Raw genomic sequence first — 14,154 nt, 5'->3', positions numbered from 1 at the left:
TTAATTGTGCCTTCGCTGAACAATGATGGAGACTCAGGAGGAGGCGCTCCTCCTGAGAAGGATTGGGAGAACCCCCAGCAGTGTCAGAACCCCAACGCCACACGTGGCGCCGGCACTTCCGGAGGTCGGTGAGGGCCTGGACGTTTCAGTGCCCGGGGTTGTTACGGATTCTGGTGGGTCCGTCTGGCTTTCCGTGCGACTTGGTGTTTCCGTTTTGGTCTCTGTTTCCTTCGGCGTGCTTGTGGTCGTTTCCGGGGCCTTTCCCACGAGGATTGCAGTCCTAACTGTGTCCTCCCCGCCCTTATCGTCCCTAACCGTCAGCGTTACCGTGTAGTTGCCGGGGCTGGGATATACGTGAACCGGCTCTGCCTCGCTGGAGGTGGTTCCATCGCCAAAGTCCCAGCTCCAGCTCACGATGCTCCCATCGGGGTCTGTGGAGGTGTCCGTGAAGCTGACCCCCTGACCGGCCTTCGGCTCGGCTGGAGATACCTCAAAGCCCGCAGTCGGCAGCTCGTTCTGAGGCCGGATACTCAGTGTTTTTGAGGCTATGGCCTTAAGACCGGCGTTGTCGCTCACTGTGAGCTTAACCGTGTACGTTCCGGGGGAATCGTAGCGGTGGCCTGGGTTCCTCTCTGTCGAGGTGCTCCCGTCTCCGAAGTCCCAGAACCAGCTGGCTATACTTCCGTCCGGATCGTCGGAGACTTCCGTGAACGTTACGCTCTCCCCGGCTTTCGCTCCATCGGGTGAGTACGTGAAGCCGGCCGTTGGTTTCTCGTTGTACTGGACGTTCACACCGCCTATGCACGTACCGTTGGCGCCCCACGGGTCGTAGACGGTAAGAACCGGGATGTATGTCCCCTCCGAGGTGTAGGTGTGTCTGACCCTCGTGGAGTTGCCCTCCAGGCTTTCCCCGTCCCCGAAGTCCAGAACCCACCTAAAGGTAGGATCCGTGTCGTTCACGGCTATGTCGAACTCCACCTCCAGCGGAAACTGCCCGCTCTCCGGGCTTGTCCTCAGTGTGCATTTGGGCGGGGCGTTCATGCTCAGGAACAGGTCGTAGCTCAGCTGGAAGAGTCCGAGGTCTATGAGGATCGGGCTCCACTTCCTGTTCCAGTAGTAGTCCCCCATGTCGGTGACGACGTAGTCGAGGACGAGGTAGCCCTCCTCAACGTCCCGGTAAATGTACCCTGTAACGGTGTACCTCTTCTCCGGCTCGCCTATCCTTCCCCTGTACTCGACCACTATCTTCGTCTCGTTGGAGAACGAAACCTCGTGGGTAACGACCTTCTCGCTGGAGTACGTGCCCTTGATGTACTGGGTGCCCTGAATGAAGGCCCCTCCCGAGGTCACCAGGCCGGCTGAGACCGTCGTCTTGAAGCTGTTGGTGCTCCTCTCCCAGTTGAGCTGGCGCATGAGCCTCTCGTACCTCTTGCCGACCTCTCCGGCCTCCATCGTAAAGCTCCCGAGGACGGTGTTCACGTCGTAGCCGATGAGGCTCTCTGGTCTCTCGGGATAGGTCGTTATGTCCCCTATCCTGTGTATTGGAGACTCATACTCCAGGAACGAAACCACCGGTGGTCCCCGGGGGACGGTCACGAGTATGTACTGTTGCTCGCCGTCTATCACCGCGAGTTCGGGCGGGTCTATGATGGGGAACTCGTAAACGTCGTAGGCAGTCGTTACGTAGAGCGCCCCATCGCTCATGTCGGCGGTTATCTCGTAGGATATCTCCTCGGTGTAGGCATCTCCCCTCTCCCTCTGCAGGGTCTGCTGTGCTGAGAAGTCGAGGTTGGCCGAGATGCTCAGCCCCGGAATGCCCCCGCTCAGGCTCAGCCCCGTGCTTATGGTGGTGTCCGAGACGGACTTCACGGAGCCTTTAATCGTGGTGCCCGTGGTCGTTCTGTACTGGGAGTAGAAGAGGCCGGTCTCGTTTATGACGTCGTAGTCCACGGGCGGGGCGTTTATGACTGCTATGAGCTTTTTGTCCACGTACATGGTGCCCTTACTGGGCGTTCCGACCTTTATGGAGTTCCCGTCGAGGTCCCCAACGGCCAGACCCGCCCCGTATGTGAACTTGGTGCTGAACCCCTCCGGCCCGTTGAGGATGTCGCCGGCCATGTTGAACACCTTGACCTTCCCGCTCTGTGAGGCCCACACTATCTCTTCGGCCACGTCGGTGTTGACATCCCCGACGGCTATCCTGTCGCCCTTCTTGAAGGTCATCGTGAACTTGCCTATCTCCCCGGCCTTCCCCCTGCCGAGGTCGGCGTAGAATATGTGGACGCCCCGGTTGGTGGTGTCCCGGGTGGCTATGACTATCTCGTCAACCCCGTCCAGGTTAACGTCTCCGGTGGCCATCTCGTCCCTTGGCTTGAGGTCGAAGTAGTCATCTACGGAGAAGCTCATCAGCGCATTGCCGTACATGTCGTAGACGGTGATCAGGTTCTCGCTGTCGTCGGCGTGGATTATCTCCCCCTTCCTGTCCCCGTTTAGATCGCCTATTGCTATCGAATCGCCGTCCGCGAACTGCTCCACCTTGAAGGAGTTGAGGAGGCTCAGCTCTCCGGTGTAGATCTTTATCCAGTTGCTCCTGTCCGCGTGGACTATCTCAGCTCTCCCGTCCCCGTTCAGGTCGCCGACGGCTATGTCGTCTCCAACCTCGAAGTCGGTGCTCCTTTTGCTCAGTACCATCCCGTTGAGGTCGTAGACGTATATCTTGTCGGCGCTCCTGTCGGCGTGGACGATTTCGGCCTTCCCGTCACCGTTGACATCTCCGGCCGCCATCTCGTCCCACTTCTGGAACGCGCGGTCAAAGCTCCTCATGAGCTCTCCCTTTTCGTCCTCATAAACGTACATAACGTCCTTCCGGTCGCCTATGATTATCTCCTCGTCGGCAACCACAGTCCCTCCCCTCAGCCCGGAGATCAGGTCGGCCTGCCACGCACCAGCGCCGGGAACTCCAAGGGAGAACAGCATAACCGCGAGGACAAAAACGCCGAGGAATTCTCTTCTTTTCATAACGCTTCCTCCGTGCCTGCAGGGGCTTGCAGAAGAGCAAACCGGTGCAGTTTAATAAACTCTCCCCGTTTGACGTATATAACCCTTTTTTCTTTCAATTAGCCAATATTATGGTTGAATACCGTCCAGTGTGAAACGGTTTTTAAACTCCTTTCTCCCAGAACTTTCAGAATTGGTCCGTGGAGGCCAAAACCCTTAACTATTTCACAGACGTTCTTTCCCCGGGTGATACAATGGACTTCGAGAGAAAGCCCCTCATCGGGATGGTTCACCTGAAACCACTCCCCGGTTCCTACCTCTACGACGGCGATTTAGATGGAGTGATTGAAGCTGCCTTGAGGGATGCGAAAACGATTGAAAAAGCTGGTTTCGACGCGGTGATGGTCGAGAACTTTGGGGATGTCCCCTTCCCGAAGTACGTGGACAAGACCACTGTTGCCGCTTTTACCGCCGTCGCCAAGGAAATCCGCGACGAGATTTCGCTCCCGCTGGGAATAAACGTCCTCAGGAATGACGGCATCGCCGCTTACTCCATAGCCTACGCGGTAAAGGCGGACTTCATAAGGGTGAACGTCCTGAGTGGAGTTGCCTACACCGACCAGGGTGTTATTGAGGGCATCGCCCACGAGCTCGCCAAGCTCAGAAAGCTCCTGCCGAGCAAAATTCTGGTCTTCGCGGACGTTCACGTCAAGCATGCCGTCCACTTCTTCGACTTCGAGGATGCCATAAGGGACACGGTTGAGAGGGGCCTCGCCGACGCCATCGTCGTGAGCGGGAAGGCGACGGGAAAACCTGTTGACATCGAGAGGCTCGCGCTGGCGAAGGAGGTTTCGCCGGTTCCGGTCATAGTCGGCTCTGGGACGAGCTACGATAACCTCCCGGAGCTGTGGAATCACGCTGATGCCTTCATAGTCGGTACGTGGATAAAGCGCGGGGGGGAGGTGGGGAACGAGGTTTCCCCGGAGAGGGCGAAAAAGCTCGTTGAGCTGGCGAAGGAACTTCGGAGTCAAAAATCCTTTGTTTGACGTATTCCCACTCGAATCTTCTTTTCCAAAAGACTTATTACCCAAGAACACGTAACATTAAGGAAAAAGAAACCTGTCTCGCTTTTCTTTTCCGCGAGATGGTTTTGTCTTGGAAGTGGAAGGTTTGCCATCAATCCTTACGGGATTCAACGTATTCGGTCCCCTTATCGGGGCTATTCTGCTCGTTGCGTTAGCTTTTACTGGCTTTTTCGTTCTCCTCCGCCTTTGGAGGTTAGTTAGAAGGAGGAATGTCGTGTGAAGTTCGCAGCCTTTATCCTGGCGTCGCTCCTGCTGGGTGCCCTCGTTCCGCTTGGTTCTGCGGATTCCGCTGAGGAACTACCCTACCCGATGCCGGTGCTTTCCAAGGAGGAGTACACCTCACTTGGACTGGTTCAGACCTATCTGGAAGTCAACTACACGACGAGCCTCTCTATCCCGGGAAGGAACGTGGAAGGGATAGGAATGGCCCAGTACCTCGAGAAGTGCCCCAGGAGCGAGAAATACGGGAACGGCTACTGGACGACCATCAAGGTTGTCATTCAATACTACCCCGGCAACGCCTCGGAGACGTACTTCCTCCAGAACAGGGAATTCCTACCAACCCAGCTAGAGGACAGGGAATATAAGGAGCCGGAAAGGGAAGAATCTACCACCTACGAAATTCTGGCCTCCTCCAACAGGGTGTTCGGGTACAGGGAGGTCTGGACCTACAGGAACTTCGATAACCAGGGAAAACTCCTCAACGGGCTAAAGGCGGTGTACCTCAATTACTGGATTCTCGGAGGACCCAAGAAAAGGTACCTCATCTACGTTTACGCCACCTACCAGGCCGAAGTTTACGGCATCAGCACGGAGTACGCCGACCAGATCGAGGGGTGCAGTGTCGAGTCGATTCTCCCCCGGTTGATAGAAGCCTACCTCAGCAAGATACCCGGGAGCGACGTTGAAGGCAAAGACCTGGGCTTGGCCGAACCCTCGGAAACGGCCACCCAGAGCACCTCCAGGATAGCATCCACCAGTACGGGAAAGGTCGTGTCCACGCCCCAGGCGGCGGGCAAAAGGATGAAACCACGCTCCTTCGTCCTCGACGGCAGGGCAAAGTCCCGCATGGACGAGACCCTCAAAAGGCTATCCTCCCTCTCCGGGGGAAACGTTGAGATAGAGAGGATAAAAACGCCCGAAGGCGAGATAATAAAGGTCGTTGACAAAGCCGGCGCGGGAGGCTCCGCCCTGGAGTTCAGGCTGAAGTACTACGGCAACAAATACGTCCTGGACAAGGTCGTTGACGGCTCCCTCGACAAGCTGAACGACCTGATAGGGGAGTATTTGCCCGGCGTGAACCTCTGGAAGGACTACGTAAAGGCCTACAAGGACGGCGAGCTCTTCCAGGGGGGAGAGGCGACAGGCAAGACCATGAAGGATCTGCACGTGAGCAAGAGAGCTGCAGAAAACTACAACGAGATGTCGGGCATAGAGGAGAGGGAGCTGAAGCTCTCGCCCTACAAAAACGCGGTTCCTACAGGTATTTTAACGAAGCCCATTGAAAGCACGCTCCAGGTTCTCGGCGTTGCAGTCAAGAAGGCCGTCGCCCAGAACTACGAGTGGGAGTTCAAAAAGACGGCCGAGAGGGCTCTCTTCTACAAAAAGCTGGGCATGAAGTACAGGGACATCATACTCAGAACTATAGCCGATGTTGAGGAGGAAACGAGCGCCTCCCACAGGGTTCAAACACTGAACGCCCAGTCGAAGGGGGACTACAGAGACCAGGAGGCGAGGATAAGGCTTTACATCCAGAAGCTCTTCGAGGAGGGCAGGATATGAAAGGAAAGGCTCTCCTTCTCATCCTCCTCCTGCTCGGGGCCTACCTCTACCTCGGCGGTTACGTCAAAATTCCCCATAGCTTGGGGCCGGACAACAACGGCAATGTCCCCGAGAACTCTCCCACGGGAGAGGCCGCCCAAGGCCTCAGGAAGGCGGTTATGGACATGGGGGCATCGGACGCTTACGTCTCCCTCTCGAGCGGAAGAACCCTCGTCCAGTTCGAGGCTCCCGCGGTGGGGGAAGGGCTGGCGGGCATGGCCTACGAGATAGCCAAGAAGGCCTACGAGGCAAACCCTTCGGACGAGATCAGGGTGGAGGCATACTACCTCGGCGAGCCGGTTCTAGGTCTCGCAATAACCAACGGAGACTTCGACAGTCCGGAGTTCGAGGACATAAGAAGGCCGGAGTTCAGGGTGGAGTCCGACCTCTGGATATTCGACGTTCTCGTTCGGAACGTTACCATCACAAACGAGACCGCGAGGGTAACCCTCGAATACCTCGCCGATAAGGACGGCTTCTGGAAGGACTACTTCGCGATGGGCTTCCTCATCCTTGAAGATGTACCTTGGGTCGAGGAAATCTCGATAACCTATCTAGCTGACAACGGGAGCCTAACCCTCACGACATCAAGCGAAGACCTCCTGAAGCTCCACTCCGGCGAAATAACGGCCGAGGAGTTGCCAGGTATAGTCCGCGTAACCGCTGAGAAGACCAGTGAAGGCGGAACCTTCGCCTGCCCCGACAGCAGGGAAGACGCCTACAGACTCTTCGTCCAGGCCTACAACAACGTCACCTCCCTCCAGGCCTCTGGGGCCAGCGACGAGGAGATCAGCAAAGCCTACGCCAAGTACCAGAAAGCCAAAGCCTGCTACGAGTCCTTCCAGAGTTCGACGACTTCCGCGGCTTCCAGTGGGGGGTAGGCGATATCAAAACTGCCACCCTCGACACCGAGGGCGCGATGGCCCTAAAGTTCTCAACCGGCGAGCTTAGAGGTGGAACCCTGACGTGGGAAGACGTTGACATCATGGCCGAGCCCTGGTGCGTTGATTATCCCGCTTTACTCGGCCATTACATTGACCTCGGCGAGGGGAGCCTTGAGGGCTTAGACCCGAGTGAGATACCGACTTCCGGTTATCCCGTGGACGAGGTGAGGGGAGAGATAAAGCCCGACCACGTTTATGTGAACAGGAACGCCGACGGAACCCTTACCGCCTTCGAGCTGGTCTCCCACGAGAAGACCTTCAACTGCTCCCACAGGATAACGATAAGGTACGCAAACCTCGGTGTTGGTTAAAGTCCGTAGGGGGTGAGAAAATGGGACTCATCAAGAAACTGCTGGTTGGCTTCATCGTGCTCATTGTTCTCGGCGTTGCCGGAATCTTCGGCGTGCAGTACTATTACAACACGGCCTACACCAAGGTGCCGGTCGAGGTGAAGAGTGAAACGGTCAGCGGCGACGTCTTCTACCTCTCGCACGTTCTTGAGCCGGGCAAGTACTACATCAACGCGAGCAGCACCGGAACAGTGGAGAAGATAACGATACTCGACGAGAACGGCAACGTTCTGACGGAATCCGAGACCGAGGGCATGATATACGGCTCAAGCAAGGCCTTCCAGGTCAGGGTGGACTACAAGGCACCGCTTAACGTGGACTCCTACGAGGTCAGCGTTGGGATATACAGGCTGGAGAAAAAGTGACTATCTTCCCCTTTTCTTTCTGCGGAAAGGTTATATTTCTTCCCCGTTACCTTCTCCCATAATTCTCACGGGTGGTCACCATGGGGAAGTACTTCGGAACCAGCGGGATTCGAGAGGTCGTTAATGAAAGGCTCACCCCCGAGCTCGCCCTCAGCGTTGGCAGGGCTTTGGGGACGTATCTCGGTGGAGGAACCGTCGTCGTCGGCATGGACACGAGGACGAGCGGCGAGATGCTGAAGAGGGCCCTGGTGAGCGGGCTCCTGTCGGCTGGAATAGATGTAATAGACATTGGTCTGGCACCAACGCCCCTTACCGGCTTCGCCATCAGGCTTTACGGTGCCGATGCCGGCGTCACTATCACGGCCTCTCACAACCCGCCGGAATACAACGGCATAAAGGTCTGGCAGGCCAACGGCATGGCCTACACCCCCGAGATGGAGAACGAGATTGAGGACATAATGGACTCCGGAAGCTTCAAAAAGGCCCCCTGGAACGAGATTGGAACGCTCAGAAAGGCCGATCCGAGGGAGGAGTACATAAACGAGGCACTGAAGTTCGTCAATCTCGAAAAATCTTACACGGTAGTCCTCGACACCGGAAACGGTGCCGGTTCCATCCTAAGTCCTTACCTCCAGCGCGAGCTTGGGAACAGGGTTATCAGCCTCAACTCCCACCCGAGCGGCTTCTTCGTGAGGGAGCTTGAGCCGAACGCGAAGAGCCTCTCAATGCTGGCCAAGACAGTGAAGGCAATGAAGGCCGACGTTGGAATAGCCCACGACGGGGACGCGGATAGAATCGGTGTGGTTGACGATGGGGGCAACTTCGTGGAGTACGAGGTCATGCTCTCGCTCATAGCCGGCTACATGCTCCGCAAATTTGGAAAGGGCAAGATCGTGACGACGGTCGATGCCGGCTTTGCCCTTGACGACTATGTTAGACCCCTTGGGGGCAGGGTTCTGAGAACCCGCGTGGGGGATGTTGCCGTCGCTGACGAGCTGGCCAGGCACGGTGGAATCTTTGGAGGCGAGCCGAGCGGCACGTGGATAATGCCTCAGTGGAACCTCACCCCGGACGGAATCTTTGCCGGTGCGCTAGTCCTTGAGATGCTCGACAAACTCGGCCCGCTGAGCGAGCTTGCCAAGGAGGTTCCGCGCTACGTGACGTTGAGGGTAAAGATACCCTGCCCCAACGAGAGGAAGGCAAGGGCGATGGAGATTATAATGATGGAAGCGCTCCAGAGCTTCGACTACAAGATGCTCATAGACATAGACGGGATAAGGATAGAGAACGACGACTGGTGGATACTCTTCCGCCCGAGCGGAACCGAGCCGATAATGAGGATAACCCTTGAGGCCCACACTGAGGAGAAGGCCAGAGAACTGATGGGGAAGGCCGAGAGGCTGGTGAGGGAGGCGATAGCGAGGGCCTGATCACTTCAGCCTCTTCAGCTTCTTCCCTATTATCGCGAAGGTCGCGAGGAGCGCTACCAGCAGGACCCAGCCGAGGTTCTGGGCGGTCTGCTCGGGCAGCGTTATGTAGATGAACAGCACCACCGTGGCGAAGGTGACGAGGATCAGGACGAGGCCTTCCCCCTTCGTCCCGGTCTTTATCTTTCCGCGCGGGTGGAAGCTGGAAAAGTGGCTCCACTTTATTCCCGAAACGGTTAGTGTATCGGCGAAGAGGTGCGAGATGTAGCCGATGAAGAACGCCACCGCCGCCCAGTAGCTCTCCGTTATCCAGTATGCTATCCCACCGACGAGGGCCGTGATTATCAAAGCGGCCTCTACCGTGTGCGTCGCTCCCCTGTGCTCGACGAAGCGGGGCATAACCGTCCCGCCGGGCAGTTTCGTTGAAATGTATGACTTGGGGTGGTCTATGTCGGGCATTAAGGCCCCGAAGGCGGCCATGCCGATGTCGAGGGGGTTCATGGGGACTCCGAAGAGAACCGCTGTCAGGTAGAACAGGACTCCAAAAACAACGTGGGTGTACCACATCATCGCGCATCATCTAGGGGCTCTTTGACGCGGGAGGATTTAACACTTTTGTCCTCAGCCCCTCCGCGAACTCCCTGGCCTTTCTCAGGTCTCTATCGTTCGGGTGGCCTTTGTTGAGGCCGCCTATCTTAGCCAGCCAGCCGTTCGTGTCCCAGCCCCTGCAGGAGAACTCCCCGAGGATTTCAAAGCCCTTCTCCTTTAGGGTTTTCTTTAGTTTCCTGTGGTTGTACCACCCGATGTTGAGCCCCGCTGTGGAGAAAATGAATGCCCTCTTGCCGTGAACCTCAGGGAGGCTCTCAACGAGCTTGAAGAGGCTCCAGTGGTGCCTCCACCAGTATATCCCGGAGCCGAAGCCTATGAGGTCGTACTTCAGAAGCTCCTCGGGTTTTACCTTCCAGGGCTTAACCATCTCCGCCCCGAGGACTTCGGCGATGGCCCTCGCGACCTTCTCCGTGTTCCGGTGATGTATCGAGACGTAGACTATCACGGCCCTCATAGGGCCTCCTCCAGCCTTCTGAGGCTTCCCTCTATGTCCTCCTTGTCGAACTCTAGGTAAACCGCCTCGGGGAACCTGGCCATGAGTATCTCGAAGAGTATCCCGGGCAGGTTCACCAGCCTGAAGTTCTGTCCGTCAACTATCTCCTTCGAGCGGCCGAGTCTCTCCTCCTTGCTCATGTAGAAGAACTCCTGCATAGCAGAGTAGGGATAGCCTCCCGGGTCGCTGGAGCTGGTGTGGAAGACGCCGCAGGTCGGGGAGCCTTTGACCCCAACGAAGATGACCTTCTCGGGCTTCTCCTCGGTCAAAACCCTCCCTATGAAGTCCGCTATTACCTTCGCCCTCCCGCGCATGCCGAGCCTCTCGTAGACCTCCCTGCTCGCCGGGGCGCGCGGCCAGCCAATCAGCTCGTATTCGGGACACGGATAGGCAAAGACCTGCCAGTCTTCGTCAAGCTCTCCAATCAGCTCTCTAAGCCTTTTGGCAGTTTTGTACTCCTTCCCCTTCGGCCCGCGGTAGACGTAGAAGGGGCTCAAGAGGCAGGGGGCTATTATCAGGAGCTTCATCCGACCACCTCTTTGATTATCTTCTCCACCCTCTCCCTCAGCTCCTCAAGGGTTCCCTCGTTGACAATGATGCAATCCGCCAGGCTCTTCAGCTCGCCCGTGCGGTATAGCCTTTCCTCGGCGTCGTCCATGGTCTTAAAGTCGGCAAAGCTCTTTATGCCTTTATCCTTGCTCGCCTTCCTCCTCATCAGGCGCTCGAACCTCGTCTCTGGGCTCGCCTCGACGTAGATGACCTTTCCGCCGAGCCTCTTGACGGCGTTGATTTCGCCCTCGGAACGGACGCCGTCTATGACGATGTTTCGGCAGTGTCTCATCTTGTCGACGGCGAGCCTTATGAGTACGTCCTCGCCGTAGGTCTCCTTGAGGTACCTCCCGAACTCTATGAGCCTGTCCCGCGTCGGCTCGGCCTTCTCAGGCAGCTCTGGAATCCACGAATAGTCCGAGACGTTGTGGGTGAGCAGGTCTATCAGCGGGTCGCTGCAGGAAACCCTGCAGAAGCCCCTCTCCTCGAAGAACTTTGCAACCGTCGTCTTTCCGGCGGCTATCTTTCCAACGACGCCCACTATCATTTTCTCCACATCCTCCAGATTAGATTCGCCCCGTCGGTCGATTCCATAAGCCCTTCATAGGTCAGGGAAGTGACGAACCTGATCAACGCCTTTTTGTCGTAGACTGTCGGCATATCGAAGCCGAAGAGGTATTTCAGCTCGAAGAAGCCTATGTGGAGCAGCCGGAAGGGGTTGAGAAGAGCCACTCCCCTCTCGAACCTCAGGCCGAAGGGAAAGTCAGCCAGGACGAGCTCCGCTCCGTACTCCTCCGCGATTTCACGCAGCTTCCCCTCGTCTGGGAAGAACAGTTCCCCGGGTTCGGCCTCTATCGGCTCGTACTCCAGCCTCGGGAACGCGTACCTGATCCCAACGGCATCGCGGGGAAGGTTCATCCTCTCGGCAAAACCGAGCAAAGCTTTCGCGTTGAAGCTCAGAAAGACAAGCGTTTTGACGTCTCCGCTGACGTCAGGCCACTCCCTCGGAGGAAACCTCTTCTCCGCCTCGATTATCGGAAGGAGGAACTCAAGCCCCGTGCCTCTAATCAGGTTCTCGGCCTCCTCTAGCCTCCTCCGCTTTACCTCCAGGTCGAGGTGGGAGTAGACCGTGACCTGCCTGACGCCCAGCCTCTCGCGGAGCTTTCCGATGACGAAGCTGTTGCCTATGACGACGCTCTTGTCGGTTCTGTCGTGGGCTATTATGAAGAGCTTGTCGCCTTTTGAGTCGTAGCGGATCTCGTCTATCCTGAAGGGACTGTCGGGAAAGCCGTTCTCACGCCTTATCTCCCTGACCAGCTCTGATATCTCCTCGACCGTGAACATAGTCCCTCCCAAGGTATCTCCAGGGCTCTGCTTTTAAGGGTTCTTTTTGGGTTCCCTGCCAAATATTCCATATATGGAACAAAAATTTATAAATCATGGAACAAAAGTCCGCACCGGGGTTTGACCATGAGGATGAGTTCAAGGGAGATAGCTGTAATCGGGATGATGCTGGGGCTCTCGCTAATGCTTGAGGTTATTCCCGTGGAGATGCCCACAGTCTGGGGCATGAAAATAGACCTCGTGGCGGTCCCCATAATAATGACCTACCTCCTCACGGGCTTTGCCGGCGGTCTCATCGCGGTGTTCCTGCTGTTCGTGGGGCTGGGCCTTATCTCATCGGCGAGCTGGCTGGGCGGCATGATGAAGGCCACCGCGACCTTCAGCGTTCTCGTCGGGCTGGAAGTGTCAAGGAGGCTCACCCACTTTGACTTCGAGAACGCAGAGGGAAGGAGAACCGTGGCCTTTGCAGTCCTGGCTTTCCTGATAGGCATCGCGGTCAGGGTTCCCCTGATGGTCGCCCTGAACTACTACGTGGCCCTTGAGGTATGGCTGGGCGTTCCGCAGGAGAAGGTCGTTGAGGTGGTCGAGACCTGGACTGGGGTTCCATTCTGGGTCGCCATAGGTCTGCCCAACGTCATCCAGAGTGCCATCGACGTCTTTGTTGGCCTTGCAGCAACGATCCCGGTGTTAAGGCGCGTTCCGCACCTGCTGAAGTGAAAGATGGAAATTTGGAAAAGAGCTCAGAGGTTGCCCAGTATCTCCTCTTCTTCCATCGTTCTCTCGCAGTAGTGGCAGCGCACCTTTAGGGATTCCCGGGAGACGACGTGGAACTTTGAAACGGTGTACTCGTGGTTGCTGACGCAGTTTGGATTGGCACAGCGGAGGATTCCGGTTATCTCGTCGGGAATCTCGACCTTGAACTTCTCGGCCACCCTGTAGTCCCGCACTATGTTAACAGTGGCCGTCGGGGCGATGAGCGCTATCTTGTTGACCTCCTCCTCGCTCAGGAACCTGCCCTCTACCTTGACGATGTCCTTTCTTCCGAGCTTTCCGCTGTGGACGTTCGAGGCGAGAAGGAGGACGCCGCCGTTCGGCCTGTTGAGGCGGAGTATCTCGATGACCTTCAGCCCCTTTCCAGCGGGGATGTGGTCTATGACAGTGCCCTCTCTGATGGCGGTAACCTTTAGCTCGGCCATTCACAGCACCCCCAGAGTCAGTCCGAGGAGGGCCATCCTCACGGGAACTCCGGAGAAGACCTGCCTGAAGTAGAGCGCGTGCTCCGTCCTGTCGACCTCCGGGTGAATTTCATCGACCCTCGGGAGGGGATGCATTATCCTGAGGCTTTCCCTGGCCTTCTCCAGAACCGCGCAGTTGACCTGGTAGCTGCCCTTGACCTTGAGGTACTCCTGCTCGTCAGGGAAGCGCTCACGCTGGATCCTGGTGACGTAGAGAACGTCCAGCTCCGGAATCGTCCCCTCCAGGTCGGTCGTCTCGTGAACCTTCACACCCCTCTCGCGGAGCTCTTCAACTATGTGCCTTGGCATCCGCAGGAGCTCCGGTGAGATCAGGTACAGCTCGACGTCGTAGAAAGCCAGGGCCTCGGCGAGACTGTGGACGGTTCTCCCGTACTTGAGGTCGCCGAGCAGGCCTACCGTGAGGCCGTCGATCCTCCCGAAGGCGCGCTTTATCGTGTAGAGGTCGAGGAGGGTCTGGGTTGGATGCTGGTTGCTGCCGTCCCCTGCGTTGATCACCGGTATCTCGGCAACCTCTGCGGCCAGCCTCGCCGCCCCCTCCATGGAATGGCGTATGACTATTACGTCGCTGTACTGCTCGACGGTCTTTATGGTATCTGCCAAGCTTTCGCCCTTCTTGACACTCGTGCTGGCGGCGGAAGAGAATCCTATGACCGAGCCGCCGAGGCGGTGCATGGCGCTCTCAAAGCTTAAGCGGGTTCTCGTTGATGGCTCGAAGAAGAGCGTTGCGAGGATTTTCCCCCTCGCATGGTCGAGCGAGCCTTTCTCCCTGAGCTCTGTCTCAAGCCTCTCAGCAACTTCCAAAACAAACTCGATGTCCTCCTTCGAGAAATCCCTAACGCTTATCACATCGCGTCCTTTCCAGTCCATAAAAGCCCTCCTGATGTAAAAATCGATGGGTTTTTAAACGTTTTTTG

The 14,154-nt window shown here is 57.0% G+C and carries 15 protein-coding genes; 7 read left to right on the top strand and 8 right to left on the bottom strand.

All coding sequences use genetic code 11. The features are described 5' to 3' along the window. Positions 1-33 precede the first annotated feature (33 nt). Complete coding sequence (locus ACZ5M3_RS06455) at positions 34-3,018, bottom strand: PKD domain-containing protein (RefSeq protein ID WP_464838887.1); 2,985 nt, start codon at positions 3,016-3,018, stop codon at positions 34-36. 233 nt (positions 3,019-3,251) lie between these two features. Between ACZ5M3_RS06455 and ACZ5M3_RS06450 the strand changes: the two genes are divergently transcribed. The 6 genes from ACZ5M3_RS06450 to glmM all read left to right on the top strand — a co-directional run bounded on the left by ACZ5M3_RS06450 (position 3,252) and on the right by glmM (position 8,992). Next, positions 3,252-4,043, top strand: a complete 792-nt coding sequence (locus tag ACZ5M3_RS06450) for a BtpA/SgcQ family protein (RefSeq protein WP_464838886.1) — start codon at positions 3,252-3,254, stop codon at positions 4,041-4,043. Positions 4,044-4,298: 255 nt separating this feature from the next. Further along, positions 4,299-5,864, top strand: coding sequence for a hypothetical protein (locus ACZ5M3_RS06445; RefSeq protein WP_464838885.1), 1,566 nt, complete (start codon positions 4,299-4,301; stop codon positions 5,862-5,864). Then, complete coding sequence (locus ACZ5M3_RS06440; protein ID WP_464838884.1) at positions 5,861-6,784, top strand: hypothetical protein; 924 nt, start codon at positions 5,861-5,863, stop codon at positions 6,782-6,784. Before ACZ5M3_RS06445 ends, ACZ5M3_RS06440 begins: the two co-directional genes overlap by 4 nt. Positions 6,785-6,822: 38 nt before the next feature. Continuing rightward, positions 6,823-7,158, top strand: coding sequence for a hypothetical protein (locus ACZ5M3_RS06435; RefSeq protein ID WP_464838883.1), 336 nt, complete (start codon positions 6,823-6,825; stop codon positions 7,156-7,158). Positions 7,159-7,178: 20 nt separating this feature from the next. Next, positions 7,179-7,562 (top strand): hypothetical protein, encoded by a 384-nt coding sequence (locus tag ACZ5M3_RS06430; RefSeq protein ID WP_464838882.1) that lies wholly within the window; start codon positions 7,179-7,181, stop codon positions 7,560-7,562. An 80-nt stretch (positions 7,563-7,642) separates the two neighbouring features. Further along, positions 7,643-8,992 (top strand): phosphoglucosamine mutase, encoded by a 1,350-nt coding sequence (gene glmM / locus ACZ5M3_RS06425; protein WP_464838881.1) that lies wholly within the window; start codon positions 7,643-7,645, stop codon positions 8,990-8,992. On the opposite strand, the gene ACZ5M3_RS06420 is transcribed toward glmM, so the two are convergent. Genes ACZ5M3_RS06420 through ACZ5M3_RS06400 form a run of 5 tightly spaced genes read right to left on the bottom strand, consistent with a single transcriptional unit; the run spans position 8,993 to position 11,984 of the window. Further along, positions 8,993-9,559, bottom strand: coding sequence for a metal-dependent hydrolase (locus ACZ5M3_RS06420; protein ID WP_464838880.1), 567 nt, complete (start codon positions 9,557-9,559; stop codon positions 8,993-8,995). 10 nt (positions 9,560-9,569) lie between these two features. Continuing rightward, entirely contained in the window at positions 9,570-10,052 is a 483-nt protein-coding gene (locus tag ACZ5M3_RS06415) for a flavodoxin family protein (RefSeq protein ID WP_464838879.1), read from the bottom strand. After that, positions 10,049-10,618: a hypothetical protein gene (locus ACZ5M3_RS06410; RefSeq protein ID WP_464838878.1), complete on the bottom strand. Its 570-nt coding sequence runs from the start codon at positions 10,616-10,618 to the stop codon at positions 10,049-10,051. Before ACZ5M3_RS06410 ends, ACZ5M3_RS06415 begins: the two co-directional genes overlap by 4 nt. Beyond that, positions 10,615-11,187 carry an AAA family ATPase gene (locus tag ACZ5M3_RS06405; protein ID WP_464840783.1) on the bottom strand — a complete coding sequence of 191 codons (573 nt, stop codon included), beginning with the start codon at positions 11,185-11,187 and terminating at the stop codon, positions 10,615-10,617. Before ACZ5M3_RS06405 ends, ACZ5M3_RS06410 begins: the two co-directional genes overlap by 4 nt. After that, positions 11,184-11,984 (bottom strand): hypothetical protein, encoded by an 801-nt coding sequence (locus ACZ5M3_RS06400; protein ID WP_464838877.1) that lies wholly within the window; start codon positions 11,982-11,984, stop codon positions 11,184-11,186. Before ACZ5M3_RS06400 ends, ACZ5M3_RS06405 begins: the two co-directional genes overlap by 4 nt. A 126-nt stretch (positions 11,985-12,110) precedes the next feature. On the opposite strand from ACZ5M3_RS06400, the gene ACZ5M3_RS06395 reads away from it, so the two are divergent. Beyond that, the gene (locus tag ACZ5M3_RS06395) at positions 12,111-12,701 is read left to right on the top strand and encodes an ECF transporter S component (RefSeq protein WP_464838876.1); all 591 of its coding nucleotides are present in this window, start codon (positions 12,111-12,113) and stop codon (positions 12,699-12,701) included. Between the two features lie 23 nt (positions 12,702-12,724). On the opposite strand, the gene pyrI is transcribed toward ACZ5M3_RS06395, so the two are convergent. Next, positions 12,725-13,180 (bottom strand): aspartate carbamoyltransferase regulatory subunit, encoded by a 456-nt coding sequence (gene pyrI, locus ACZ5M3_RS06390; RefSeq protein WP_464838875.1) that lies wholly within the window; start codon positions 13,178-13,180, stop codon positions 12,725-12,727. After that, positions 13,181-14,107 (bottom strand): aspartate carbamoyltransferase, encoded by a 927-nt coding sequence (gene pyrB, locus ACZ5M3_RS06385; protein ID WP_464838874.1) that lies wholly within the window; start codon positions 14,105-14,107, stop codon positions 13,181-13,183. Positions 14,108-14,154 lie beyond the last annotated feature (47 nt).

The sequence above is a fragment of the Thermococcus coalescens genome (assembly GCF_055392585.1).
Note: the sequence above shows the minus strand (reverse complement) of the source record. Positions and strands in the feature narration are given on the sequence as shown.